The 24,966-nt window shown below is 52.6% G+C and carries 26 protein-coding genes; 7 read left to right on the top strand and 19 right to left on the bottom strand.

Translation table 11 applies throughout. The features are described from left to right. Positions 1 to 17 precede the first annotated feature (17 nt). A complete protein-coding gene (yfbV, locus tag OGX94_RS13085) occupies positions 18 to 473 on the bottom strand; it encodes a terminus macrodomain insulation protein YfbV (protein ID WP_003028087.1) in 456 nt (151 codons plus the stop codon). A gap of 339 nt (positions 474 to 812) precedes the next feature. On the opposite strand from yfbV, the gene ackA reads away from it, so the two are divergent. The 3 genes from ackA to yfcC all read left to right on the top strand — a co-directional run bounded on the left by ackA (position 813) and on the right by yfcC (position 5,955). After that, on the top strand, positions 813 to 2,015 hold the full coding sequence (gene ackA, locus OGX94_RS13080) for an acetate kinase (RefSeq protein ID WP_003834770.1): 1,203 nt from the start codon (positions 813 to 815) through the stop codon (positions 2,013 to 2,015). A gap of 75 nt (positions 2,016 to 2,090) precedes the next feature. Further along, positions 2,091 to 4,235, top strand: a complete 2,145-nt coding sequence (gene pta, locus OGX94_RS13075) for a phosphate acetyltransferase (protein ID WP_008785351.1) — start codon at positions 2,091 to 2,093, stop codon at positions 4,233 to 4,235. Between the two features lie 199 nt (positions 4,236 to 4,434). After that, positions 4,435 to 5,955, top strand: a complete 1,521-nt coding sequence (yfcC, locus tag OGX94_RS13070; protein WP_257661786.1) for a putative basic amino acid antiporter YfcC — start codon at positions 4,435 to 4,437, stop codon at positions 5,953 to 5,955. 56 nt (positions 5,956 to 6,011) lie between these two features. On the opposite strand, the gene yfcD is transcribed toward yfcC, so the two are convergent. The 3 genes from yfcD to yfcF are packed head-to-tail and all read right to left on the bottom strand — an operon-like array spanning position 6,012 to position 7,874. Continuing rightward, the gene (gene yfcD / locus OGX94_RS13065) at positions 6,012 to 6,566 is read right to left on the bottom strand and encodes an NUDIX hydrolase YfcD (protein WP_003834775.1); all 555 of its coding nucleotides are present in this window, start codon (positions 6,564 to 6,566) and stop codon (positions 6,012 to 6,014) included. Positions 6,567 to 6,622: 56 nt separating this feature from the next. Continuing rightward, positions 6,623 to 7,174: a phosphodiesterase gene (gene yfcE / locus OGX94_RS13060; RefSeq protein WP_003834777.1), complete on the bottom strand. Its 552-nt coding sequence runs from the start codon at positions 7,172 to 7,174 to the stop codon at positions 6,623 to 6,625. Between the two features lie 55 nt (positions 7,175 to 7,229). After that, positions 7,230 to 7,874: a glutathione transferase gene (gene yfcF / locus OGX94_RS13055; RefSeq protein ID WP_003834778.1), complete on the bottom strand. Its 645-nt coding sequence runs from the start codon at positions 7,872 to 7,874 to the stop codon at positions 7,230 to 7,232. A gap of 134 nt (positions 7,875 to 8,008) precedes the next feature. Here yfcF and yfcG point away from each other — a divergent pair, with 134 nt between their 5' ends. The 4 genes from yfcG (at position 8,009) to OGX94_RS13035 (ending at position 10,562) form a co-directional block, all read left to right on the top strand. Beyond that, positions 8,009 to 8,644, top strand: a complete 636-nt coding sequence (gene yfcG, locus OGX94_RS13050) for a GSH-dependent disulfide bond oxidoreductase (RefSeq protein ID WP_003834779.1) — start codon at positions 8,009 to 8,011, stop codon at positions 8,642 to 8,644. A gap of 54 nt (positions 8,645 to 8,698) precedes the next feature. Beyond that, entirely contained in the window at positions 8,699 to 9,061 is a 363-nt protein-coding gene (gene folX, locus OGX94_RS13045) for a dihydroneopterin triphosphate 2'-epimerase (protein WP_003028107.1), read from the top strand. A gap of 20 nt (positions 9,062 to 9,081) precedes the next feature. Then, positions 9,082 to 9,975 (top strand): TIGR01777 family oxidoreductase, encoded by an 894-nt coding sequence (locus OGX94_RS13040; RefSeq protein ID WP_003834782.1) that lies wholly within the window; start codon positions 9,082 to 9,084, stop codon positions 9,973 to 9,975. A gap of 71 nt (positions 9,976 to 10,046) precedes the next feature. After that, positions 10,047 to 10,562, top strand: a complete 516-nt coding sequence (locus OGX94_RS13035; RefSeq protein WP_149335113.1) for a GNAT family N-acetyltransferase — start codon at positions 10,047 to 10,049, stop codon at positions 10,560 to 10,562. Between the two features lie 33 nt (positions 10,563 to 10,595). Here OGX94_RS13035 and hisP read toward each other — a convergent pair whose 3' ends face one another. The 15 genes from hisP to pdxB form a co-directional block, all read right to left on the bottom strand. Beyond that, positions 10,596 to 11,369: a histidine ABC transporter ATP-binding protein HisP gene (hisP, locus tag OGX94_RS13030; protein ID WP_003028114.1), complete on the bottom strand. Its 774-nt coding sequence runs from the start codon at positions 11,367 to 11,369 to the stop codon at positions 10,596 to 10,598. A gap of 13 nt (positions 11,370 to 11,382) precedes the next feature. Continuing rightward, on the bottom strand, positions 11,383 to 12,090 hold the full coding sequence (hisM, locus tag OGX94_RS13025) for a histidine ABC transporter permease HisM (RefSeq protein ID WP_003028116.1): 708 nt from the start codon (positions 12,088 to 12,090) through the stop codon (positions 11,383 to 11,385). Further along, positions 12,087 to 12,773, bottom strand: coding sequence for a histidine ABC transporter permease HisQ (locus OGX94_RS13020; protein WP_003028118.1), 687 nt, complete (start codon positions 12,771 to 12,773; stop codon positions 12,087 to 12,089). Before OGX94_RS13020 ends, hisM begins: the two co-directional genes overlap by 4 nt. Before the next feature lie 186 nt (positions 12,774 to 12,959). Next, a complete protein-coding gene (gene hisJ, locus OGX94_RS13015) occupies positions 12,960 to 13,742 on the bottom strand; it encodes a histidine ABC transporter substrate-binding protein HisJ (protein ID WP_003028120.1) in 783 nt (260 codons plus the stop codon). Positions 13,743 to 13,989: 247 nt separating this feature from the next. Beyond that, the gene (argT, locus tag OGX94_RS13010) at positions 13,990 to 14,772 is read right to left on the bottom strand and encodes a lysine/arginine/ornithine ABC transporter substrate-binding protein ArgT (protein WP_003834788.1); all 783 of its coding nucleotides are present in this window, start codon (positions 14,770 to 14,772) and stop codon (positions 13,990 to 13,992) included. 287 nt (positions 14,773 to 15,059) lie between these two features. Further along, positions 15,060 to 15,629 carry a UbiX family flavin prenyltransferase gene (locus tag OGX94_RS13005; RefSeq protein WP_121571902.1) on the bottom strand — a complete coding sequence of 190 codons (570 nt, stop codon included), beginning with the start codon at positions 15,627 to 15,629 and terminating at the stop codon, positions 15,060 to 15,062. 96 nt (positions 15,630 to 15,725) lie between these two features. Next, positions 15,726 to 17,243: an amidophosphoribosyltransferase gene (gene purF, locus OGX94_RS13000; protein WP_003028127.1), complete on the bottom strand. Its 1,518-nt coding sequence runs from the start codon at positions 17,241 to 17,243 to the stop codon at positions 15,726 to 15,728. 33 nt (positions 17,244 to 17,276) lie between these two features. Continuing rightward, positions 17,277 to 17,765 (bottom strand): colicin V production protein, encoded by a 489-nt coding sequence (gene cvpA, locus OGX94_RS12995; protein WP_003028129.1) that lies wholly within the window; start codon positions 17,763 to 17,765, stop codon positions 17,277 to 17,279. A 213-nt stretch (positions 17,766 to 17,978) separates the two neighbouring features. Then, complete coding sequence (gene dedD / locus OGX94_RS12990; protein WP_125112636.1) at positions 17,979 to 18,647, bottom strand: cell division protein DedD; 669 nt, start codon at positions 18,645 to 18,647, stop codon at positions 17,979 to 17,981. Further along, the gene (gene folC / locus OGX94_RS12985) at positions 18,637 to 19,905 is read right to left on the bottom strand and encodes a bifunctional tetrahydrofolate synthase/dihydrofolate synthase (RefSeq protein WP_063940566.1); all 1,269 of its coding nucleotides are present in this window, start codon (positions 19,903 to 19,905) and stop codon (positions 18,637 to 18,639) included. The genes dedD and folC overlap by 11 nt, the downstream gene beginning before the upstream one ends. Before the next feature lie 192 nt (positions 19,906 to 20,097). Next, positions 20,098 to 21,012: an acetyl-CoA carboxylase, carboxyltransferase subunit beta gene (accD, locus tag OGX94_RS12980; RefSeq protein WP_003834797.1), complete on the bottom strand. Its 915-nt coding sequence runs from the start codon at positions 21,010 to 21,012 to the stop codon at positions 20,098 to 20,100. A 149-nt stretch (positions 21,013 to 21,161) separates the two neighbouring features. Continuing rightward, positions 21,162 to 21,821 carry a DedA family protein gene (locus OGX94_RS12975; RefSeq protein ID WP_003028140.1) on the bottom strand — a complete coding sequence of 220 codons (660 nt, stop codon included), beginning with the start codon at positions 21,819 to 21,821 and terminating at the stop codon, positions 21,162 to 21,164. Positions 21,822 to 21,845: 24 nt separating this feature from the next. Then, a complete protein-coding gene (truA, locus tag OGX94_RS12970; protein WP_003028142.1) occupies positions 21,846 to 22,658 on the bottom strand; it encodes a tRNA pseudouridine(38-40) synthase TruA in 813 nt (270 codons plus the stop codon). Beyond that, positions 22,658 to 23,671 (bottom strand): aspartate-semialdehyde dehydrogenase, encoded by a 1,014-nt coding sequence (locus tag OGX94_RS12965; protein ID WP_257661785.1) that lies wholly within the window; start codon positions 23,669 to 23,671, stop codon positions 22,658 to 22,660. Before OGX94_RS12965 ends, truA begins: the two co-directional genes overlap by 1 nt. A 68-nt stretch (positions 23,672 to 23,739) precedes the next feature. Further along, positions 23,740 to 24,876, bottom strand: coding sequence for a 4-phosphoerythronate dehydrogenase PdxB (pdxB, locus tag OGX94_RS12960; RefSeq protein ID WP_003834802.1), 1,137 nt, complete (start codon positions 24,874 to 24,876; stop codon positions 23,740 to 23,742). Positions 24,877 to 24,966 lie beyond the last annotated feature (90 nt).

Here is a 24,966-nt window from a genome sequence, read left to right as displayed (position 1 = left end):
GCGTAATCAGGGGTCAATTACAAATCATCAAGGAAAGTTTTATCCAGTTGTTTGAAGGCGCGCTTAAGCGTGTCAGCCAGCGCCTGGTAATCCGGCTTTCCTTCTACCGGAGAGAGCGCCTGCCCAGCTTCTTGCAATTTACCCCGAACTTCGTAGAACCAATTGAGAATTGAAGGCGGCAGCGGCGTTACAGAACGTTTTCCCAGCCACCACATCCCCTGCATCGGCAGGCTAAGCGCAAACAGCGCAGTCGCTACGGCCGGGCCCAACTGCCCCCCTAACGCAATTTGCCAACATAAGGTGAAGACGGCGATAGGCGGCATAAAACGGATCGCGTAACGCGTCATGCGGATCACGCGGTTCTCAACAAACACGGGCGCAAGGCGCTTTTCCATTGGCCACGTCTTTGCATAGTGCTGCCCCCGGCGAAACAAGCTAAAAAAATTGACGGAGCGATTATCCGGTGTCGACATGGCGGTTACCTCAACTTCACATATAAAAATTAAAAAATTTGTGCAAAACAACAACTACAAGGGACATCGTTCAAAACATTTTGTCTTTGATACCCACATTCAGGTATCCTGTGCCGGCCTGTAAGGCCTGTAGTCCAAAATCATTGAGTCGTCAAATTGGCATACATTATGCCATTGCCTGAAAAATACGCAAAATGACATAGACTCAAAGGTATTTATTCCATCGTGCCCAAAAAGACTATGGCGCATGATGTTAATCATAAACGTCGGTGTCATCATGCGCTACGCTCTATGACTCCCTGACGTTTTTTTAGCCACGTATCATAAATAGGTACTTCCATGTCGAGTAAGTTAGTACTGGTTCTGAACTGCGGTAGCTCCTCACTGAAATTTGCCATCATCGATGCAGTAAACGGTGAAGAATACCTCTCTGGTTTAGCCGAATGTTTCCATCTCCCAGAAGCACGTATCAAGTGGAAAATGGACGGCGGTAAACAAGAAGCGGCTTTAGGTGCAGGCGCCGCTCACAGTGAAGCGCTGAACTTTATCGTTAACACTATTCTGGCACAAAAACCAGAATTGTCTGCGCAATTGACCGCTATTGGTCACCGTATCGTACACGGCGGTGAGAAGTACACCAGCTCTGTGGTTATCGATGATTCCGTTATTCAGGGCATCAAAGATTCTGCCTCTTTCGCACCGCTGCATAACCCGGCTCACCTGATCGGTATCGCAGAAGCGCTGAAATCCTTCCCTAATCTGAAAGACAAAAACGTGGCTGTATTCGACACCGCGTTCCATCAGACTATGCCGGAAGAGTCTTACCTCTATGCTCTGCCGTACAGCCTCTACAAAGAACACGGCGTTCGTCGTTACGGCGCACACGGTACCAGCCACTTCTTCGTCACTCAGGAAGCGGCAAAAGTACTGAACAAACCGGTTGAAGAGCTGAACATCATCACTTGCCACCTGGGCAACGGCGGTTCTGTATCTGCTATCCGTAACGGTAAATGTGTTGATACCTCCATGGGTCTGACCCCACTGGAAGGTCTGGTGATGGGTACACGTTCCGGTGACATCGACCCGGCGATCATCTTCCACCTGCACGATACCCTGGGCATGAGCGTTGACCAGATCAACAAAATGCTGACCAAAGAGTCCGGCCTGCTGGGTCTGACCGAAGTCACCAGCGACTGCCGTTATGTTGAAGATAACTACGCTACTAAAGAAGACGCTAAACGTGCAATGGACGTTTACTGCCACCGTCTGGCGAAATACATCGGTTCTTACACTGCGCTGATGGATGGTCGTCTGGATGCAGTTGTCTTCACCGGTGGTATCGGTGAAAACGCAGCGATGGTTCGTGAACTGTCTCTGGGCAAACTGGGCGTTCTGGGCTTTGAAGTTGACCACGAACGTAACCTGGCCGCACGTTTCGGCAAATCTGGTTTCATCAACAAAGAAGGTACCCGTCCTGCGCTGGTTATCCCAACCAACGAAGAACTGGTTATCGCGCAAGACGCGAGCCGCCTGACTGCCTGATTTCACACCGCCAGCCTAGCTGGCGGTGCTGTTTTGTAACCCGTCTAAATTGGCGGTAACGAAAGAGGATAAACCGTGTCCCGTATTATTATGCTGATCCCTACCGGAACCAGCGTCGGCCTGACCAGCGTCAGCCTTGGCGTGATCCGCGCAATGGAACGCAAAGGCGTTCGTCTGAGCGTCTTTAAGCCGATTGCTCAACCGCGTGCCGGTGGCGATGCGCCAGACCAGACTACCAGCATCGTCCGCGCTAACTCTTCTCTGCCAGCCGCTGAGCCGCTGAAGATGAGCCACGTTGAATCTCTGCTGTCCAGCAATCAGAAAGATGTGCTGATGGAAGAGATCATCGCGAACTACCACGCGAACACCAAAGACGCTGAAGTTGTACTGGTTGAAGGCCTGGTCCCAACCCGTAAACATCAGTTCGCGCAGTCCCTGAACTACGAAATCGCGAAAACGCTGAACGCGGAAATCGTCTTCGTTATGTCTCAGGGTACCGACACCCCGGAACAGCTGAACGAGCGTATTGAACTGACTCGCAGCAGCTTCGGCGGCGCGAAAAACACCAACATCACCGGCGTAATCGTTAACAAACTGAACGCACCGGTTGATGAGCAGGGCCGTACTCGCCCGGATCTGTCCGAGATTTTCGACGACTCTTCCAAAGCGAAAGTGATCAAAGTTGATCCGGCTAAACTGCAAGAATCCAGCCCGCTGCCGGTTCTGGGCGCGGTGCCATGGAGCTTCGATCTGATCGCTACTCGTGCAATCGATATGGCGCGTCACCTGAACGCCACCATCGTTAACGAAGGCGATATCAACACCCGTCGCGTGAAGTCTGTGACGTTCTGCGCACGCAGCATTCCACACATGCTGGAACACTTCCGCGCAGGCTCCCTGCTGGTAACTTCCGCAGATCGTCCTGACGTGCTGGTTGCAGCATGCCTGGCGGCCATGAACGGCGTGGAAATCGGTGCCCTGCTGCTGACTGGCGGCTACGAAATGGACGCGCGCATCACTAAACTGTGCGAACGTGCATTTGAAACCGGCCTGCCGGTATTCATGGTAAACACCAACACCTGGCAGACCTCTCTGAGCCTGCAGAGCTTCAACCTGGAAGTTCCGGTTGACGATCACGAGCGCATTGAGAAAGTCCAGGAATACGTTGCAAACTACATCAACGCTGACTGGATTGAATCCCTGACTGCGACCTCTGAGCGCAGCCGTCGTCTGTCTCCGCCAGCGTTCCGTTACCAGTTGACCGAGCTGGCGCGCAAAGCGGGCAAACGCGTTGTTCTGCCGGAAGGCGACGAACCGCGTACCGTTAAAGCAGCAGCCATCTGTGCTGAACGTGGTATCGCAACCTGCGTACTGCTGGGTAACCCGGATGAGATCACCCGCGTTGCAGCCTCTCAGGGCGTTGAACTGGGCGCTGGCGTAGAAATCGTTGATCCAGATGTGGTTCGCGAAAGCTACGTTGCTCGCCTGGTCGAACTGCGTAAAAACAAAGGTATGACCGAAACCGTTGCCCGCGAACAGCTGGAAGACAACGTGGTTCTCGGTACCCTGATGCTGGAGCAAGACGACGTTGACGGCCTGGTTTCTGGTGCAGTACACACCACCGCGAACACCATCCGTCCGCCGCTGCAGCTGATCAAAACTGCGCCGGGTAGCTCCCTGGTGTCTTCCGTGTTCTTCATGCTGCTGCCGGATCAGGTTTACGTTTACGGCGACTGCGCGATCAACCCGGATCCGACCGCAGAGCAGCTGGCAGAAATCGCGATTCAATCCGCTGATTCCGCAATTGCCTTCGGTATCGAACCGCGCGTAGCGATGCTCTCTTACTCCACCGGTACTTCTGGTGCAGGTAGCGACGTAGAGAAAGTTCGCGAAGCAACCCGTCTGGCGCAGGAAAAACGTCCTGACCTGATGATCGACGGTCCGCTGCAGTACGACGCCGCCGTTATGGCTGACGTAGCAAAATCCAAAGCGCCGAACTCTCCGGTTGCAGGTCGCGCTACCGTGTTCATCTTCCCGGATCTGAACACCGGTAACACCACCTACAAAGCGGTACAGCGTTCTGCCGACCTGATCTCCATCGGGCCGATGCTGCAGGGTATGCGCAAGCCGGTGAACGACCTGTCTCGTGGCGCGCTGGTAGACGATATCGTCTACACCATCGCACTGACCGCGATCCAGTCTTCCCAGCAGCAGCAGTAATCTGCCGAGTGTGCCGGATCTCTTATCCGGCAACACATCTGCTTATCAAACCGGAAATAGCTGATATTTCCGGTTTTTTTATGTCTGTTTCCCCTTTGGCATAATCTGAAATATTTGCCTGAATGCGCTGCATCAATGAATAACCATTCTTCTGTTCGCATACTTACTCTCTTTTGCGTTGCAACAGGGATAGTCTTTCATGTCAGTAGTAACAGAATCACAGCCAGCTAAAAAATGGGCGATGCCCGACACGCTGGTGATTATTTTTTTCGTCGCCATTTTAACCAGTCTGGCAACATGGGTTGTTCCCGTCGGGATGTTCGATAGCCAGGAAGTTCAGTATCAGGTTGATGGACAAACCAAAACCCGTAAGGTGGTTGACCCCCATTCCTTTCGTATTCTGACCAACGACGCAGGTGAAGAGCAGTATCACCGGGTGCAGTTATTCACCACCGGAGATGAACGCCCAGGCCTGATGAATTTCCCGTTTGAAGGATTAACCTCCGGCTCGAAATTCGGCACTGCTGTCGGCATCATTATGTTTATGCTGGTCATTGGCGGTGCATTCGGCATCGTTATGCGTACCGGCACCATTGATAACGGCATCCTGGCGCTCATTCGCCATACGCGGGGCAACGAGGTCCTGTTTATCCCAGTGCTGTTTATTCTCTTCTCCTTAGGCGGCGCGGTGTTTGGCATGGGGGAAGAGGCTGTTGCCTTTGCCATTATCATCGCGCCTTTGATGGTACGGCTAGGTTACGACAGTATCACCACCGTTCTGGTTACCTATATCGCGACTCAGATTGGTTTCGCCAGCTCATGGATGAACCCATTTTGCGTGGTGGTCGCGCAAGGTATTGCGGGAGTACCGGTGCTCTCTGGTTCCGGGCTACGCATCGCGGTCTGGGTGATCGCTACACTAATCGGGCTGACCTTCACGCTGGCCTATGCGGCGCGTATCAAAAAGAATCCGCTTTTGTCCCGGGTACATGAATCCGACCGCTTCTTTCGCGAGCAGCAGGACGAGGTCGTGGAACGACGCTTCACGCTGGGCGACTGGTTAGTGCTACTGGTGCTGACCGCGGTGATGATTTGGGTTGTCTGGGGCGTTATCGTCAACGCGTGGTTTATTCCTGAGATCGCCAGTCAGTTCTTCACGATGGGTCTGGTGATTGGCATTATCGGCGTCGTGTTCCGGCTCAACGGCATGACGGTCAACATCATGGCCTCCTCATTCACTGAGGGTGCACGAATGATGATTGCCCCTGCCCTGCTGGTTGGTTTTGCCAAAGGCATTTTACTGCTGGTCGGTAATGGAGAGGCGGGTGAAGCCAGCGTGTTAAACACTCTGCTGCACAGCATTGCCAATGGCATCAGCGGGCTGGATAACGCCATCGCAGCGTGGTTTATGCTATTGTTCCAGGCAGTATTTAATTTCTTCGTCACTTCCGGCTCTGGTCAGGCTGCGTTAACCATGCCGCTACTGGCACCGCTGGGCGATCTGGTTGGCGTAAACCGTCAGGTCACGGTCCTGGCCTTCCAGTTTGGCGACGGATTCAGTCATATTATCTATCCGACGTCAGCGTCTCTGATGGCTACGTTAGGCGTTTGTCGGGTGGATTTTCGTAACTGGCTGAAGGTAGGTGCTACGCTGTTGGGACTGCTGTTTATTATGTCCAGCGTGGTGGTGATTGGCGCGCAGATGATGGGTTACCATTAAAAAGTGTGCGTCCGGCCTACTCGATTTCTCGACGCAGTAGGCCGGATGAACAGAGTTTACTCAGCTTCTTCCTGCTTTTCGGCTTTCGCCCCTTCATTCTTGGCGTTACGGGTCATCCACAGCGCCAGGGCTTTCAGGGAATCCGGTGTAAATTCGTCGCAGCGCGCGGTAATTTCTTCCGGCGTCAACCAGCAAACTTCACTGACCTCATCTTCCTGAAGCGCAAACGGTCCGTGGGAAACGCAGCTAAACAACCCACCCCATACGCGACAGTTCTGGTCTTCAAAGTAAAACTGACCATGCTCGGCAAACGGCACGCCCGCAATCCCCAGTTCCTCTTCTGCTTCACGACGCGCTGATTCCAGCATCTGCTCGTCAGCCTGAACCACACCGCCTGCGGTGGCATCCAGCATGCCGGGCAAAAAATCTTTTGTCTCAGTGCGACGTTGAACCAGAATTTTGCCCATACCATCATGCACAACGATATACGTTGCACGATGGCGTAAGCGTTGCGCCCGCATTTGTTCCCGGCTGGACTGTGCAATGACTTCGTTGTCTTCATTCACAATATCCACCCATTCAGTACTTGCCAAACGACGCTGTTCCACCATCAGGAAACCTTCTTTTTTCTGGCGCTCTTACGGCGCGTTTATGTTTGTGGGGTAAATTACGGATTAATCTCGACCTGTGCAATAACACTTTGATCATTGAGTGCCATTACGCTGAGAACATTATCATCCAGAATCCCGTAACTTGCCGCAAAGCCCCCTTTCGGGATGCTTACCGAGCCGGGATTGAAATGATAGATATCCTCGCGCCGCTCAGCAACCGGCAGATGAGTATGCCCATAAACCAGAACATCGCCCGCATTGAGCGCCGGCATATTTTGCGGGCCAAAAAGGTGTCCGTGCGTCAAAAAGAGTCGCTGGTTTTCTGTCAGAATTTGCTGCCACGGCGCAGTCATCGGAAAATGCAGGAGCATCTGATCCACTTCGCTATCGCAATTACCACGCACCGCAATAATTCGCGATGCCAGCTCATTCAGCCGTTCAGCAACCTGCGCAGGTGCATAGCCTTCTGGAAGCGCATTACGCGGCCCGTGGTTTAAAACATCACCCAATATCACCAGCCATTGCGCGCCGCTTGCAGCAAACCGTTCGAGTACGCGTTCCGTGGCTGGCAACGAACCATGAATGTCCGATGCGAACATCAGTTTCATCACTCACTCCTCGCTGAAAATCACCTTGTAATGATACTGGATTATGGCCCGTTTTTCAGCAGGAACGCTTCGCTGAAAGCGCGATAAAACGCTGTACTGAAGCGCGCTGCCACTGGAAGGTGGCGTATTCCGCAAGCGCTTCAGGAACCTCATCGCCATTCAGGACCAGGCGATTAAGCATTAGCGCTAAATCACAGTCAGCGATACACCATTCACCAAATAAATTCTGCTTACCGTGGCTCAGTAAACTGCTCGCAGTAGCGAACAGTTTTTCCGCACTGGCTTTTCCCGCTTCGCTTAAAGGTCCTTTCTTCACGCCAGCAAAAACGACATCTGTTGATCGTTCCTCACGGATAGGCATTAAATCGCTGCGGATCCACGCCTGAACCTGGCGCGCCCGAGCGCGCTTTTGTACATCGTGTGGGTAGATACGCTCCCACTGTGGCGGTGCAAAGCTCTCTTCCAGGAATTCCGTAATCGCTGATGATTCGCTCAGTTCAAAACCATCGATCTCAAGAACCGGTACGCGGCGCGTCAAGGCGTAACCTTGCCATGAAGGATGCAAGTGTTCACCACTATTGAGATCAACGGTTTTCAGCGTAAAAGGTAGCCCTTTCTCTTGCAGAGCAACATAAACAGACAGCACGTAAGGGGAGAAAAAATTGGCATCTGACCACAGCGTAATTGCAGATTTGCTCATAATGTCCTCTGAAGTGTATTGGCTTGCCTTCAAAATATAGAGTCTTTCTCTCGCTGTCACTTGATGAAAACTCACGCACGCCAACAGGCTCTATACTTGTAATGACCCGGTTCATGACAAAACGGATGCTGAAAATGATCGATCTCTATTACACGCCATCGCCAAACGGTCACAAAATCACGCTGTTTCTTGAAGAGGCACAGCTGCAATACCGTCTGATTCATGTCGATATCAGCAAAGGTAGCCAGTTTCGCCCCGATTTTCTGCAGATCTCGCCGAACAATAAAATCCCGGCCATTATCGATCATGCCCCGGTGGACGGCGGAAGGCCCATCAGCCTGTTTGAGTCCGGAGAAATTTTACTCTATCTGGCGGAGAAGAGCGGTAAGCTGCTCAGCGGTGAATTACGCGAACGCCACACCACGCTCCAGTGGTTGTTCTGGCAGGTCAGCGGTCTGGGTCCTATGCTGGGGCAGAATCATCATTTCAGTCATTACGCTCCGCAAACGATCCCTTACGCTATTGAAAGATACCAGGTTGAAACCCAGCGCCTGTACAACGTGATGAATAAACGTCTGGAAACGTCACCCTGGCTGGGAGGCGATCACTACAGCATTGCTGACATTGCCTGCTGGCCGTGGATCCACGCCCATCAGCGTCAGCGCATCGATCTCGACAACTATCCGGCAGTCAATAACTGGCACGAACGCATCCGTACGCGTCCCGCCACGGAACGCGCCATGCAGCAAGCACAGAGTGAGAAGCGGTGACGCAATTCGGTTCTCGTGTATCATGCAGAGGTTCATACATGGAGGAAACCTGCAATGTCACAACCTGACGCCATTATTCGTATAAAAAACCTTCGTCTGCGCACCTTTATCGGCATCAAAGAAGAGGAGATCCTTAATCGCCAGGATATCGTCATCAACATTGCCATTCACTATCCGGCAGACAAAGCCCGTACCAGCGAAGATATCAACGACGCGCTGAATTATCGTACTATCACCAAAAGCATCATTGCCCACGTGGAGGGTAACCGCTTCTCATTGTTAGAAAAATTAACTCAAGATGTGCTCGATATCGCACGCGAACATCACTGGGTCACTTATGCTGAAGTGGAGATAGATAAACTTCACGCATTGCGTTATGCCGATTCAGTATCAATGACGCTGAGCTGGCAGCGCTAAAACGTAACCCGGGAGGCGACATGCAGATTCTGATTACCGGCGGTACTGGCCTGATTGGACGTCATCTGATCCCCTGCCTGCTGGAACTGGGGCATCAGATAATCGTAGTGACACGTACCCCTGATAAGGCTCGTCAGATTCTCGACTCTCGGGTCACGTTATGGAAAGGACTGGAAGAGCGGCAACATCTCAATAATATTGATGCCGTGATTAACCTTGCCGGAGAGCCTATTGCAGATAAGCGCTGGAGCGCACAGCAAAAGGAACGCTTGTGCCAGAGCCGTTGGGGCATTACGCAGAAACTGGTCGATTTAATCAATGCCAGCGAGACGCCGCCCTCAGTGTTAATCTCCGGTTCCGCTACCGGTTACTACGGCGATTTGGGCGAAGTTGTGGTTACGGAAGAAGAGCCACCGCATAACGAATTTACCCACAAGCTGTGCGCCCGCTGGGAGCAAATTGCCAGCACTGCGCAAAGCGACAAAACCCGCGTATGTATGCTGCGTACCGGCGTGGTACTGGCCTCAGCAGGCGGCATTCTGGCAAAAATGGTCCCGCCGTTTCGTCTTGGCTTAGGCGGCCCGATCGGTAACGGACGCCAGTATATGGCCTGGATCCATGTTGATGATATGGTCAACGGAATTATCTGGCTGTTGAATAACGATCTACGCGGTCCCTTCAATATGGTTTCGCCATACCCGGTGCACAATGAGCAGTTTGCCCATGCGCTGGGTCACGCTCTGAACCGCCCTGCCATTCTGCGCGTTCCCGCCACCGCTATGCGACTGCTGATGGGGGAATCGTCAGTACTGGTCCTTGGTGGACAACGCGCATTGCCCAAACGCCTGGAAGCTTCCGGTTTTACGTTTCGCTGGTACGATTTAGAGGAAGCGCTGGCGGATGTCATCCGATAACCCCTAAGCGCTATTCACAGTCGCCGTTGTGGTGGTAAGGTTATAGACCAGATTTCCGCAATGGCGACGTTATGGCGATAATATCGACTCCCCGACTTACCCTCTCTTTGTTTCAATTTTCTGACTGGTCATTTTTCCAGAAACTCCGTGAATGTCCTGAAGTCATGCGCTATATGGGCAACATCGCCCCGGCGAAAGATACCCGGCTGTTATTCGCCAGACGTCTGGCCGCACAGCACACTTTCGTCATCCGCAAGCATAACAGCCCGACTCCACTCGGCGATATTGGTCTGCAAATCAGCCATCTTTACCCGCATGAAGCCGACCTCGGCTACGCCATCATGCCACAGGCTCAGGGGAAAGGTATTGCCAGCGAAGCCGTCCGCGCGGTGTGCCAGTATGCCTTCGAGCATGCAGGTGTGACGGCGATAAACGCATACGCGCTGGCGGATAATAAAGGTTCAATCCGTATTCTGGAAAAGACAGGCTTTGTACGTACGCAGGTACTGGAAAAGGCGTATGAGATTGACGGCATCGCCTACGACGACTGGGTGTTTCGGCTGGAGTGCGACGCGCTAAAATTGTAAGCCCGGAAAGCGTAGCGCCTCCGGGCAGGTGATTTACTTCAACGAACCTTTGAGGAACTGCTGCAAACGCGGGCTTTGCGGATTACCGAATACCTGCTCCGGGTCACCCTCTTCCTCAATTTTCCCCTGATGCAGGAATATCACGTGCGTGGAAACATGACGGGCAAACCCCATTTCGTGGGTCACCACCACCATGGTTTTCCCCTCTTCAGCCAGCTGTTGCATAATGCGCAGCACTTCACCCACCAACTCAGGATCAAGCGCCGACGTAGGTTCATCAAACAATAACACTTCCGGTTCCATCGCCAGCGCACGGGCAATGGAAACACGCTGCTGCTGACCACCGGACAGGTGCACCGGATATTTGCCCTGTGCGCGCTCATCAATGCCCACTTTAGCCAGATACTTCACCGCACGGTCGCGAGCTTCCTGCTTGCTCAGCCCCAACACCTGAATCGGCGCTTCCATGACGTTTTCCAGCACCGTCATGTGGCTCCACAGATTAAAGTGCTGAAAAACCATCGTCAGACGCGTACGCAGCAGGCGTAGCTGATTTTTGTCCGCAACCTTCAACTGGCCGTCTTTGTCGCGCACCAGACCAATGTTCTGACCACTGACGACAATCGACCCGGCACTCGGTTTCTCGAGAAAGTTAATGCAGCGCAGGAAGGTACTTTTACCGGAACCTGACGAGCCAATAATGCTGATAACATCACCCGCGTTGGCCTGCAGCGATACCCCTTTTAGCACTTCATGTTCGCCGTAGTGCTTATGTAAATCGATAACGTTTAATTTATTTTCAGACATCGTGTTACTCGAATCATTTAGAGGATACATGCTGCAACCAGCGTTTTTCCGCTTTACGGAACAGACTGATCAGGACATACGAAATAATCAAATACAGCACAGCGGCAATACCGAATGCGGTAAACGGCTGATACGTTGCCGAGTTGATATCGCGAGCGATTTTCAACAAATCAGGCACCGTTGCAGTAAATGCCAGCGCCGTTGAGTGCAGCATTAAAATAACTTCATTGCTGTATGCCGGCAGCGCAATACGCAGCGCGGAAGGTAAAATAATGCATCGATACAGTTTGAATGACGAGAAACCGTATGCGCGCGCAGCCTCAATCTCACCGTGAGGCACGGAACGGATAGCCCCGGCGAAAATCTCCGTGGTATAGGCGCAGGTATTCAGCGTCAGCGCCAGCACGGTGCAATTCAGCCCGCTGCGGAAAAACGCGTTGAGGAAGTCCGTGCCTTTAACTATCTCCAGCGTATACATCCCGGAATAAAACACCAGTAGCTGAACGTACAGCGGCGTCCCACGAAAAATATAGGTGAATAGCCAGATGGGAAACTGGATAAATTTGTTACTGGAAACGCGACCAATCGCCAAAAAGAGTGCCAGTATTCCGCCCATCACTACTGACGAAATCAAAAGCCACAGGGTGATAGCGACGCCAGTGTAGCGATATCCGTCGGTCCACAGCAGGGACTTCCAGTACTCCTGAATAATCTCGATCACAGGTCAGCCCTCTTCACACCCACGGAATAGCGGCGCTCAAGGTACAGCAGCACACCATTAGAAACAGTGGTAAACACCAGATAGATGACCCCGCACACGACGGCAAAATAGAACGGCTCCCAGGTACTCTTCCCGGCAAGCTGAGTCGCTTTCACCACGTCTTCAAGTCCAAGCAACGATACCAGCGCCGTAGCCTTAAGAATAACCTGCCAGTTATTACCGATTCCCGGTAAGGCATATCGCATCATCGCCGGGAACATAATGCGACGAAATATTTGTGAGCTGGTAAAGCCAAACGCCGTCGCGGCTTCAATATGGCCTTTTGGTACAGCCATAAACGCACCGCGAAAAGTTTCGGTAAAGTAGGCACCGTAGATGAATCCAAGGGTGATAATGCCCGCAACCATCGGATCAATATCAATCTGGCCGATACCGATGGCATCGGTAATGGTATTCAGCGCGATTTGTAATCCGTAGAAGATGAGCAGCATTAAGACCAGATCGGGCACACCGCGGATTAGCGTTGTGTACCCTTCGAAAATAAGCCCCATTGCCCGGCTTTGCGACAGCTTTGCTGCTGCGCCGACAAGACCTATCAGAACCGCCAGTACCACCGAGCTGAGTGCCAGCTCCAGCGTAACAATTGCGCCCTGTAAAATAACACCTGAAAAGCCATACAACATGCTGCCTGTCCTGTCGTGTGTGGTGGAGTAGTAAGCCTCTTTTGATTTCAGACTAACCGTTAAATGCCGGATGGCGGCTTTGCCTTATCTGGCCTACAAAATCACCGTAGGCCTGATAAGCGCGGTGCCATCGGGCATAAATTCAACGCGTCAAAAATCTACGGGCTTTATCAGCACCTGCGGTAATTAACCGCCGTAAACATCAAAATCGAAGTACTTTTTCGCCAGCTTCTCGTAAGTACCGTCAGCTCGCATTTCGGCAAAGGCTTTGTTCAGCGCTTCGCGCAGCTCGTTATCGTCTTTGCGCAGTCCCATACCGGTACCCACGCCGAACAACTTCTCGTCTTTCACAGACGGGCCGCCGAATTTGTAATCTTTACCGACTGGCTGTTTCAGGAAGCCTTCGCTAGCCGCGACTTCATCCTGGAACGCGGCGTCAATACGCCCGGCAGTCAGGTCAGAATAGATATTGTCCTGCCCCTGATAAGAGACAATCTCAATACCTTTTGGCGCCCAGTGTTCGTTGCCGAACGTTTCCTGGGTAGTGCCCTGCAGCACACCAACACGTTTACCTTTCAGCGACTCAATGGTCGGCTGAATAGCAGAATCTTTAGCGACAACCAGACGCGAATCGGCTGCATAAAGCTTGTCGGTAAATGCGATTTCCTGCTGACGTTTTTCAGTAATGGAAAGCGAGGACATGATGGCATCAATTTTCTTCGCTTTTAGCGAAGGGATCAGCGCGTCCAGAGGGTTTTCCACGAAGGTACATTGCGTATTGATACGTTTGCACAGCTCTTTAGCCAGATCGATATCAAAACCGACTAATTCACCCTGCGCATTCTTCGATTCGAACGGCGCATAAGTAGGATCGGTACCGATACGAATTTTTTGCGGAATGGCTGCAAATGCTGCGGTAGCACTGGAGAAAGCCAGAACCAGAGAAAGAGACAACACCAGTTTTTTCATAACTATCCTCAACAGACTGTCTTTTATAGGGGATCTTTACAGGACCAGGTGCAGTTATCGTGCCATTAATCAGGCCGACAAGGCAAAGCATTCTACCCTGTCGGCGGTATTTATTTGCATGAAAAGCGCTTAAGTATGCACTCATGCCTATTAAGTCAGCGATAAAAGCACCAAAACAGTGCACTGAATTTATTATGCACCGAAATGGTTACCCGCAATGGTGCAGTCAATTCCCCACGCCGCTGTATTAATCGCCGTAGACATTAAAATTAAAATATTTGCTCGCCATTTTGTCGTAGGTGCCGTCTTTACGCAGTTCGCCCAGCGCTTTGTCGAAAGCGGCTTTCAGCTCTGTATCATCTTTGCGCAAGCCAATCCCGGTTCCATCACCAAAGTATTTTTTATCTTTCACCGACGGACCGGCAAAAGCGTAATCCTTACCAGCAGGCTGCTTCAGGAAGCCTTCGCTGGCCGCGACTTCATCTTGTAATGCCGCGTCCAGACGGCCTGCCGTCAGGTCAGAATAGATGAGGTCCTGGTTCGCATAGGCCACCACGTCCACGCCTTTGCTGCGCCAGTTGTCATTGGCATAGGCTTCCTGAGTAGAGCCTTGCAGGACGCCAACGTGTTTACCCTTGAGGGAATCCAGAGTCGGCTGAATTGGGGAACCTTTCGCGGCGATCAGACGTGAGTCTGCAGCGTAAAGTTTGTCTGAGAACGCAATCTCTTGCTGACGCTTTTCGGTGATAGAAAGCGAGGAGATGATGGCATCAATTTTTTTCGCTTTCAGCGATGGGATCAGCGCATCAAAGTCGCTGGCAACCCAGGTGCATTTGATCTGCATGCGCTTACACATCTCATTTCCCAGATCGATATCAAAACCGACAAAGTCGCCTTTGGCATCTTTAGAGGAAAAAGGAGCGTACGTTGTATCTGTACCAATACGAACCGTCTGCGGAAGTGCTGCGTAGCTGGCCGCGGTGGCGGAGAGTCCTACCAGCAAAGACAAAGCAAGAACCGTCTTCTTCATACATAACCCTCAAGTAGCGTAATTTTATTATGTTTTACGTTGTGTTGTGTGTTTGCAGACTTTTTCATGCAGGTCTTATGCCATTTTAGCGTCGATGAGGATATTCGACGTTAAATATGTTAATAAAACGTTGCAATAATGTCCTGATTTTGAAGATAGCAGGTCTGGCGGTTGAACCGCAGCGTTTCGTTGAGTTTTAACGAATTAAATGTTGAGGATATGATCGCGGTTACAAAATTGCCCTGAAACAGGGCAACCGATGATTCTTTGCACGCTGATGGAACGGCTTACGCCCCTTGCCAGCGGGTGAACAGGTCCTGCGGAAGGGTAATATCAAACTGGTCAAGCACGCGATTAACCGTTTGATTAATCACATCATCGAGCGTTTGCGGACGATGATAAAACGCCGGAACAGGTGGCATAATTACCGCCCCAATTTCTGCCGCCTGCGTCATCAATCGCAAATGCCCCAAATGCAGCGGCGTTTCGCGTACACACAGCACCAACGGACGACGTTCTTTCAACACTACATCTGCCGCACGGGTAAGCAACCCATCGGTGTAACTGTGGACGATGCCAGAAAGCGTTTTGATTGAACAAGGCAGGATAACCATTCCGGCGGTCTGAAAAGAGCCGGAGGAGATACTGGCGGCGATATCACGGGTATCGTGATTCACATTTGCCAGCACCTGCACGTCGCGCACAGAGAGGTCCGTTTCCAGCGCCAGCGTCTGCCGGGCAGCGGCACTCATCACCAGGTGGGTTTCCACATCAGTGACGTCACGCAATACCTGCAACAGGCGCACGCCGTAAATTGCCCCGCTTGCACCAGAAATACCAATGATGAGTCGTTTCATGTGTAATCGCCCTTACTTGCTCAGGGCCGACTTTGCAGGAAATTACGGTGAGTTGCAAGCAAGGGCGCAGGTTGCGTCCTTGCTTGCGAGCAAACATTAACCTTCGTTGTGCATCTCAAGGTTTTCCGCTTCGTTCTGACGCAACACCGCTTTGGCATCGTCATTACGCAGGGAGTCGAGGAAATCGAGATATTGCTGGTCGACGTCTTTAGTAACGTACACGCCGTTAAACACTGAACATTCAAACTGCTGAATATCCGGGTTCTCAGCACGGACAGCTTCAATCAGATCGTTCAGATCCTGGAAGATCAGACCATCTGCGCCGATTATCTGGCGAATCTCATCCACTTCGCGACCATGCGCAATCAGCTCCGTCGCCGTAGGCATATCGATGCCATAAACGTTCGGGAAGCGAATTTCCGGGGCGGCAGAGGCCAGATACACCTTCTTCGCGCCAGCTTCACGCGCCATCTCGATAATCTGTTCTGAAGTGGTGCCGCGCACAATGGAGTCATCCACCAGCAGCACGTTTTTATCACGGAATTCCGCACGGTTAGCGTTCAGCTTACGGCGCACAGATTTACGACGCAACTGCTGGCCCGGCATGATAAAGGTACGGCCCACATAGCGGTTTTTCACAAACCCCTGGCGGTACGGCTTACCGAGAATACGGGCAATTTCCAGCGCGATATCACAGGAGGTTTCCGGGATTGGGATTACTACATCGATGTCCAGATCTTCCCACTCACGGGCAATTTTTTCGCCAAGCTTAGTCCCCATATTCACACGGGCGCTGTAGACGGAAATCTTGTCGATAAAGGAGTCAGGGCGAGCGAAGTAAACGTATTCAAACAGACACGGATTGCTCACCGGGTTATCAGCACACTGACGAGTAAACAGCTGGCCTTTTTCGGTGATGTACACCGCTTCGCCAGGTGCTACGTCGCGCAGGAATTCAAAGCCCAGCGTATCCAGCGCTACGCTCTCAGACGCCACCATGTACTCGGTACGGCCATCGCCAATATCGCGTTTGCCCATCACCAGCGGACGGATACCGTTAGGGTCGCGGAAGGCAACCATGCCGTGACCGATAATCATCGCCACGCAGGCATAGGCGCCGCGAATCTGGCGGTTGGTTGCCGCAATGGCAGCAAAAATATTGTCGGCTTCCAGCGGGTAATGGCGGAAGTTATCCAGCTCGCTGGCGAAAATATTCAGCAGAATTTCAGAATCTGAAGTGGTATTGATGTGGCGGCGCTTTTCTTCAAACAGCTTTTTACGCAACTCATGCGCGTTGGTCAGGTTGCCATTGTGGGCAAGCGTAATGCCATACGGTGAGTTGACGTAAAAAGGTTGAGCTTCGGAGGCGCTGGAGCTGCCAGCCGTTGGGTAACGCACATGACCGATGCCCATATTGCCCTGCAAACGCTGCATATGGCGCGCTTCAAAAATATCGCTCACCATTCCATTTGCTTTACGCAAGCGGAAGCAGTTGTTGGCATCAATGGTGATGATGCCCGCAGCATCCTGACCACGATGCTGGAGCACCGTTAACGCGTCATAAATCGACTGGTTTACCGGCATAACACCGGCGATACCGACAATACCGCACATACGTCTTTTCCTCGTTCAGCAACGACCCAAAGTTTATACTTTGGGCAAGAAACTTGACGAGCTTTGCAGATAGTCAAAGAACCATCTGATGATGAAACTGAACTGCGGGATCAGCTGTGACTTACCCCAGTCTTCACTTTTCGACAGACCGGTAAAGGTATCGAGAAAGAACAGTATGGCGGCGACGATCAACGCTCCACGCAAAGCACCGAAGCAAATCCCCAACACCCTGTCGGTACCCGACAGTCCTGTTTTCTCTACCAGTTGGCCTATCACAAAGTTAACGATAGCGCCGACGATAAGTGTCGCGATGAACAGTATCGCGATAGCAATCCCATTTCGAACCAGTTCGTCTTCAAAGCCCGTAAACCAGACAGACAGGTAAGTGTAGTAATGGCTGGCGACAAAGAAAGCACAACCCCAAGTCACCAACGATAATGCTTCACGAACAAAGCCACGGATCAGGCTAACCAGACAGGAAAAACCAATCACCGCGATAATGGCGTAATCAATCCAGACCATATGTGTCCCACGATTTTACGCCCTGTCGTCCTGTTCGGGGCGCATTCTAACAGAAAAAGAAAACGTTTGCGTAGGGATTTCCTTTCCACGCGTAAATAAAAATGGCGCTGAAAAAATCTTCAACGCCATACGATTTTATGCCTCTTCGGGCACTGCCGGATGGCGGTGTAAACACCTTGTCCGGCCTACATCAGAGCAACGTAACGCAATCCCTTAGTTAGGGGTATACCCCATCACCACCCCGCTCAAACCAGAGATCTTCTGCAGCTCGCCCAGCGAGTTCTTCAGCTTATCTTTGGAGGCGTCAGGCCCTACGAGAATGCGGGTTATTTTACCCTGCACCGGCGTTGACGGGGAAGTATATACCCGGAAGCCCGCGCCACGAAGTTTACCCACGATCTCATTGACCTTATCCGCGTTTTTCAATGCACCGAGTTGTACAACGTACGCTTTGCCGGTTGGCGCTGGCGCTTCCTCAGCGGCCGGTTTCGGCGCTGGAGTCGGTGCCGGTGTTGGCGTCGGGGCGACGGTAACAGGCTGCGGCTTCGGTTTAGGTTTCGGTGGTTCCACAGGCGCAGGGACAGGATCTAACTCCGCGCTGTTTGCCGTCGTCAAACGTGATGGATCCAACGATGGCGCGGCAGCATCACCCGCACGCACCTCTTCTGCCGCCCCTTCCGGCGGCTGAGTCGGCAGCGCCTGCGTTGCTGCAGGCATCATGTCTGGTTCATCGCGATCGCCGGGTTTAGGCACCAGTGGGATCGCTGCAAATTCATCCTGATAATGCTTTTTTTGCCCGTCAAGCAGCCCGGGAAGCACAATTACCCCGAGCGCGACCAGCACAATTGTGCCGACTAATCGGTTCTGAAACTTACTCGCCACCGCTTCTCCCCACGTCTATTACTTCCATGACATGTGCGACAGTGTGAAACGATCCACACACCAACACGGTATCTTCTGGCTTCGCCTCAGCCAGTGCCGCAGTCCATGCCTGCGCCACGCTGTCATAGGCGCTGCCTTTGCCCAGGTGCTCCAGCAGCTGTTCTGCCGTTGCTCCACGCGGCCCTTCCAGGGGCGCACAGTACCAGTCGTCAACCACGCTTTTCAGCCAGGCCAACGTACCGGCAATATCTTTATCATGTAGCATACCGATAACCGCAAGTACACGCCCGCTTTTCACTAACTTTTTCAGACGTCCAGTCAGATACTCCGCCGCATGCGGGTTATGGGCAACATCAAAAATCACCCGCGGCGACTCGCTCACAATCTGGAAGCGCCCCGGTAAAATCGCTTGTTCGATACCGTCACGAATAGCCTGCTCGCTGACGTTAAGGCCGCTTGCGCGCAGTGCAGCCAGTGCGGTTGCAGCATTAGGTTGTGGCACCTGCGGCAACGGCAGGTGCGCCAGCGTTCCATGAGCATCAGTAAACGACCAGTCGTTCTCCGTGACCGCATAGCGCCAGTCCACACCGCAACGTTGCAAAACCGCCCCGCACTCCTGAGCGACATCCGCGATGGTGTAAGGCATTTCCGGTTCGCCGACGATGGCCGGTTTCTCTGCGCGGAAAATTCCCGCCTTCTCACGACCAATACTTTCGCGATCCGGGCCCAGCCAGTCAGTATGGTCAAGCGCAATACTGGTGACTACTGCGACATCGGCATCGACGATATTGGTGGCGTCAAGGCGGCCGCCTAACCCCACTTCCAGAATAACGACATCCAGCTGGGCCTGTTTAAACAGCCAGAGTGCCGATAACGTACCGTATTCAAAGTAGGTCAGGGAAATGTCACCCCGTGCGTCTTCAATCTCAGCAAACGAGGCGGTATGGGCTGATTCCGGCAGTTCACGCCCCTGCACGCGTACGCGTTCCGTGTAGCGCACCAGATGAGGCGAACTGTACACCCCAACTTTATAGCCTGCCGCAGTCAGCACAGATTCCAGCGTACGACAGGTTGTGCCTTTCCCATTGGTTCCTGCCACCGTAAAAACAAATGGCGCAGGTTTCAACACACCCAGTTTACGCGCCACCTGACTGACGCGTTCAAGGCCCAGATCGATGGTTTTACTGTGCAGGTTTTCCAGATAAGAAAGCCACGACGCCAGGGGCGACGCGGCTTGAGGGATACGTTTATTGTCCATGATGCCTGTAGATTCTTTACGTTGAGAAAAGCAAAAGGGCAGCGCCAACCGGCCTGCCCTTTTTTACACGTTGTTTTCCACGTTGCAGATGCGTTGGCTGTACTCGCTCTCCCGAATCACTTACCGGTGTAAGCTCATCGGGATCAACGCTCTTCTCGCCTGCCTGCAACCCGAAACCCATAGCGTAAACTATCAGGCCTCTGGTTCCTGATCGGGAACCGGAGGTACCACTTCGCCTTCACGCGGCTCATCCGGATTCGGCGCAGGAAGATTCATCAGCTTCGCCAGGATGCTTGCCAGTTTCAGACGCATTTCCGGACGGCGAACGATCATATCGATAGCGCCTTTTTCAATCAGGAACTCGCTGCGCTGGAATCCCGGCGGCAGTTTCTCACGTACGGTTTGCTCGATAACACGCGGACCAGCGAAGCCGATCAATGCTTTCGGTTCTGCAATGTTGAGATCGCCCAGCATCGCGAAGCTTGCGGAAACACCACCCATTGTTGGGTCGGTCAGTACAGAAATATACGGTAAACCGCGTTCCTGCATTTTCGCCAGCGCAGCAGAGGTTTTCGCCATCTGCATCAAAGACATCAACGCTTCCTGCATACGCGCCCCGCCAGAAGCAGAGAAACAGATCAGCGGACAGTTGTCTTCCAGCGCCTGCTCAACGGCACGGACAAAACGCGCGCCGACCACAGAGCCCATGGAGCCGCCCATAAACGCGAACTCGAATGCCGCAGCAACGACCGGCATACCGTGAAGTGTGCCTTTCATCACCACCAGCGCATCTTTCTCGCCAGTTTCTTTCTGCGCAGAAGCCAGTCTGTCTTTGTATTTTTTGGAGTCACGAAACTTCAGCACGTCTTTCGGCTCAAGCTCGCTACCCAGTTCCACAAGAGAACCTTCATCTAACAGGCTATGCAGGCGATTGCGCGCCGACATGCGCATATGATGGTCACACTTCGGACAGACCTCAAGATTACGTTCCAGCTCAGCACGGTATAAAACCTGACCGCAGCTATCACACTTGGTCCACACCCCTTCAGGAATGCTTGCCTTGCGGGTGGGAGTAATGTTGCTTTTAATTCGTTCAATCCAGCTCATTGGTGACCTTTCTGCCTGAACCCTAGTCAGCTTTGTTATAAGGGGCGCATAATGCCATTTTTGCCCCTAACAGACCATGAATGTTGCACATTAAAACATAACAGCCCGAAACTTTGGATAAAAAAGTGGTCGAACCGCTGAGTTACTTTCTATTTTGCAGCCCGTGACGCAGCACGCTTATGGCGAATTACTTCAATCACCCCCGGCAATACGGAAAGGACGATAATCGCCACAATCAATAATTTCAGGTTTTCCTGGACGATCGGCAGATCGCCGAACAGGTAGCCTGCGTAGGTGAACAACAATACCCACAGCAGTGCACCGACGACGTTATACATCGCAAAGTGACGGTAGGACATATGTCCCATACCGGCAACAAACGGCGCAAATGTACGCACGATAGGCACGAAACGCGCCAGGATAATCGTCTTACCGCCATGACGCTCGTAGAACGCATGGGTTTTATCCAGGTAGCTGCGGCGGAAAATTTTGGAGTTCGGGTTACTGAAAAGTTTTTCCCCGAACAATCGACCAATCGTGTAGTTCACCGCATCGCCCACAATCGCCGCCACAATCATCAGTGCCACCATCAGATGAACATTGAGATCGTTGGTTGGCAGCGCAGAAAGCGCCCCCGCAACAAACAGCAGCGAGTCCCCAGGCAGGAAGGGTGTCACCACCAGCCCGGTTTCACAGAACAGGATCAGAAACAGAATGGCGTATACCCAGATACCGTATTCCGCAACCAGCTCCGCCAGGTGCACATCAATGTGCAGGATAAAATCGATAAGAAAGTAAATCAGGTCCATAGTTTTGCCTTTATACGACTCAAATTAGTCCGCCAGAAATAGCGGGCCCATAGGCGGTTTTGGCAGGTCGAACCGGTCTGGGTAATCTACCGCAACCAGATACAGTCCTTCCGCTTTCGCCGTTGCCGCTGCCAGCGTTCTGTCCTTTGCCGCTAACAGTTCTGCTATCCAGCTCTCCGGCTGGTTGTTGGCGCCAACTTCCATCAGGCTGCCGACAATATTCCTGACCATATGATGTACAAAGGCATTCGCTTTAATATCCACCACCACATATGCACCGAAACGTTCGACGTTAATGTGCATCACGTTTCGCCACGGCGTGCGCGACTGACACTGCACCGCCCGAAACGAGGTAAAATCATTTTCGCCAATCAGACACTGGGCCGCACGATGCATACGCTCAGCGTCCAGCGGTTCATAGTAATGGGTTACCCCTTTACCCAAAACCGCAGGGCGCAACCGATGATTGTAGATGATGTAGCGATAACGGCGAGCCGTGGCGCTAAATCGAGCATGAAAATCATCGGGTACAGCTTTAACCCAGCGCACGGCGATGTCACCAGGTAAATTCGCATTTACCCCCAGTGTCCAGGCCGCATCTTTACGCTGGGCAGTGGTTTCAAAATGCACGACCTGCCCAGTGCCATGAACGCCCGCATCCGTGCGTCCTGCACAAAAAACATTGATGCGCTCATTCGCCACCTGAGAGAGCGCTTTTTCCAGTTTTTCCTGAACGCTACGCACTTCGTTCTGGCGCTGCCAGCCATAATATTTGCTGCCGTCATACTCAATGCCCAGCGCAATTTTATGGGTTGACGGCTGTTGCTGGTCAGACATTAGTACAGGTACTCCTGCACCAGTTTTTCCGCAATTTTCACCGCCATTAACGCGCCGCCAAAGCGAACGTTGTCCGCCACAGACCAGAACTGAACTTGCTCTGGCATACCGTAATCATTATGCACGCAGCCAATAGAAAGGTGCGGCGTGCCCGATGCATCGCCAACCTGGGTCGGGAAATCGGTCTCTTCCGACAACACCACGTCTTCACCGCGTGAAAACGCATCGCGCGCTTCCTCCGCCGCCAACGGACGCAGGGCCTCAAAATTCACCATCTGCGCGTGGCCATAAAATACCGGGGACTGCACGATGCTGGCAGAGATGAGCAGGCCGTCATCCTGCATAATTTTGCGCACTTCATCAACGATACGACGTTCTTCACGCACGCTACCTTCGCGATCGGGCAGCATCGGCAGCATGTTGAATGCCAACTGACGGCCAAAGAAATCATCTTCGTCAATCGGGATGCCATTAAGCAGTTTCGCACTCTGTCCGGCCAGCGCATCCACCGCTTTTTTGCCATGAGCGGAAGCTGAGATAATATTGGTCACCGTAATACGCGAAAGCCCACCGTCATCAATCAACGGTTTCAGCGCAGACAGCAGTTGGCTGGTCAGACTGTTAGGCACCGCAATCACATTGCGGTTACGGTAATCCGCCAGCACGAACGGGTTAACGTCCGGAACCACCAGCGGAACGTCAGGCTCGAGCGCGAACAGACCGCTGCTGTCAATCACCAGACAACCCGCATTAGTGGCTTCTTCTACCCATGCGGCGGTGGCTTCAGCGCCCGCAACAAAAAATGCCAACTGTGCCTGCGTCCAGTCAAAGTCTGCAACGTCCTGCACTATGACCGATTTACCGTTAAAACGCAGATGCTCACCGGCGCTTTCATTACGCGCCAGCGCATAAATTTCACCGACCGGGAACTGGCGTTCAACCAGCGTATCGAGCAGGGCTTCGCCTACGGCGCCCGTTGCGCCCAGAATGGCAATATTCCAGCCTTCAGACATGGTGATTTACTCCAAGAAATACGTAAGCGTCCCTGTCGCATTATTCGACAGGGAGCATTAAGAAGACATTAATGTGCCGGATGATGAACAGCGTTAAAACCCAGCTTACACAATAAGGCAGCAGCCGTTGCGTCGTCACACATCACATATAAAGACGACCATTCACGACGCTCAAGGTAATTTTTACGCAGTTTATCAAACTCACCCGGAATTCCAGCGACTTTACGCAACGGCGCATCATCGCGGCGCACATCATACACTAAATGCACGAGCCTTTTCAGCGTTGGCTGATCTAACGGGCCATGCAGGGTAATACGACCAAATTCCGGTGCGGGTAACAGGGTACTGAGCGCAACGTGCTGCTCGTGACCAATAAACTTACTATAGGCCTCAAAGACCTGCGTGGTACCACGCGCTTTTCCTTCGAGGGTATACCCGGCAATGTGCGCCGTGCCGATATCGGCTTTCTCCAGCAATGCCACATTGAGATCCGGCTCTCCTTCCCAGACATCCAGCACAACGCTCAGCGACTGACCGGCATTCAATCGGTTCAGCAATGCCGTATTGTCGATGACCGGCCCACGGCAGGCGTTGATCAGAATGGTGCCCGGCTTCAACCGGCTAATCAGCGAGTCATCCGCCATGTGCAGCGTTTTGTACGGCCCGTCTTTAAACAGCGGGGTATGGAAAGTCAGCACATCGGCTTGCTCAACCAGTTCATCCAGCGAGCAGAAATTGCCTTCGTCACCGCGATCGGCTCGCGGTGGATCGCACAGCAGCGTGCGGATCCCCAACGCTTCCAGACGCGCCTGCAAACGCCCGCCCACGTTCCCCACACCCACAATGCCTACGGTGCGATCGCGTAACGCAAACCCGTCGCGCTCCGCCAGCATCAGCAATGCTGAAAAAACATATTCTACGACCGCTATTGCGTTACAACCGGGTGCGGCGGAAAAACCTATCCCCGCCTGAGCAAGCCAGGCGTCATCCACATGGTCTGTGCCAGCGGTTGCCGTACCGACAAATTTAACCGGTTTTCCGCCAAGCAGTGATTCATTTACTTTCGTCACCGAGCGCACCATTAAAGCATCCGCATCATCCAGTTCAGCAACGGGAATCGGACGGCCGGGAACCGCTTTGACTTCCCCCAAACGACTGAACAGTTCGCGGGCATAGGGCATATTTTCATCAACGAGGATTTTCACGTCTTTCGCACCTGTTTGAGAACGAGAGTTAACCGGGCAAGTGTGCCATAATCTCGCCGCCAGGCATACTGCGAGACCTGGTCAGCACAG

The sequence above is a fragment of the Citrobacter sp. Cpo037 genome, assembly GCF_030332945.1.
In the GTDB taxonomy this organism is placed as follows: Bacteria; Pseudomonadota; Gammaproteobacteria; order Enterobacterales; family Enterobacteriaceae; genus Citrobacter; species Citrobacter portucalensis.
Note: the sequence above shows the minus strand (reverse complement) of the source record. Positions and strands in the feature narration are given on the sequence as shown.

What these genes read in the sequence shown, in the direction of transcription:
- yfbV (WP_003028087.1), bottom strand. Translation starts at nt 473, where the DNA reads ATGTCGACACCGGATAATCGCTCCGTCAATTTTTTTAGCTTGTTTCGC.
- ackA (WP_003834770.1), top strand. Translation starts at nt 813, where the DNA reads ATGTCGAGTAAGTTAGTACTGGTTCTGAACTGCGGTAGCTCCTCACTG.
- yfcC (WP_257661786.1), top strand. Translation starts at nt 4,435, where the DNA reads ATGTCAGTAGTAACAGAATCACAGCCAGCTAAAAAATGGGCGATGCCC.
- yfcD (WP_003834775.1), bottom strand. Translation starts at nt 6,566, where the DNA reads ATGGTGGAACAGCGTCGTTTGGCAAGTACTGAATGGGTGGATATTGTG.
- yfcE (WP_003834777.1), bottom strand. Translation starts at nt 7,174, where the DNA reads ATGAAACTGATGTTCGCATCGGACATTCATGGTTCGTTGCCAGCCACG.
- yfcF (WP_003834778.1), bottom strand. Translation starts at nt 7,874, where the DNA reads ATGAGCAAATCTGCAATTACGCTGTGGTCAGATGCCAATTTTTTCTCC.
- yfcG (WP_003834779.1), top strand. Translation starts at nt 8,009, where the DNA reads ATGATCGATCTCTATTACACGCCATCGCCAAACGGTCACAAAATCACG.
- folX (WP_003028107.1), top strand. Translation starts at nt 8,699, where the DNA reads ATGTCACAACCTGACGCCATTATTCGTATAAAAAACCTTCGTCTGCGC.
- OGX94_RS13040 (WP_003834782.1), top strand. Translation starts at nt 9,082, where the DNA reads ATGCAGATTCTGATTACCGGCGGTACTGGCCTGATTGGACGTCATCTG.
- OGX94_RS13035 (WP_149335113.1), top strand. Translation starts at nt 10,047, where the DNA reads ATGGCGATAATATCGACTCCCCGACTTACCCTCTCTTTGTTTCAATTT.
- hisP (WP_003028114.1), bottom strand. Translation starts at nt 11,369, where the DNA reads ATGTCTGAAAATAAATTAAACGTTATCGATTTACATAAGCACTACGGC.
- OGX94_RS13020 (WP_003028118.1), bottom strand. Translation starts at nt 12,773, where the DNA reads ATGTTGTATGGCTTTTCAGGTGTTATTTTACAGGGCGCAATTGTTACG.
- hisJ (WP_003028120.1), bottom strand. Translation starts at nt 13,742, where the DNA reads ATGAAAAAACTGGTGTTGTCTCTTTCTCTGGTTCTGGCTTTCTCCAGT.
- argT (WP_003834788.1), bottom strand. Translation starts at nt 14,772, where the DNA reads ATGAAGAAGACGGTTCTTGCTTTGTCTTTGCTGGTAGGACTCTCCGCC.
- OGX94_RS13005 (WP_121571902.1), bottom strand. Translation starts at nt 15,629, where the DNA reads ATGAAACGACTCATCATTGGTATTTCTGGTGCAAGCGGGGCAATTTAC.
- purF (WP_003028127.1), bottom strand. Translation starts at nt 17,243, where the DNA reads ATGTGCGGTATTGTCGGTATCGCCGGTGTTATGCCGGTAAACCAGTCG.
- cvpA (WP_003028129.1), bottom strand. Translation starts at nt 17,765, where the DNA reads ATGGTCTGGATTGATTACGCCATTATCGCGGTGATTGGTTTTTCCTGT.
- folC (WP_063940566.1), bottom strand. Translation starts at nt 19,905, where the DNA reads ATGGACAATAAACGTATCCCTCAAGCCGCGTCGCCCCTGGCGTCGTGG.
- accD (WP_003834797.1), bottom strand. Translation starts at nt 21,012, where the DNA reads ATGAGCTGGATTGAACGAATTAAAAGCAACATTACTCCCACCCGCAAG.
- OGX94_RS12975 (WP_003028140.1), bottom strand. Translation starts at nt 21,821, where the DNA reads ATGGACCTGATTTACTTTCTTATCGATTTTATCCTGCACATTGATGTG.
- truA (WP_003028142.1), bottom strand. Translation starts at nt 22,658, where the DNA reads ATGTCTGACCAGCAACAGCCGTCAACCCATAAAATTGCGCTGGGCATT.
- OGX94_RS12965 (WP_257661785.1), bottom strand. Translation starts at nt 23,671, where the DNA reads ATGTCTGAAGGCTGGAATATTGCCATTCTGGGCGCAACGGGCGCCGTA.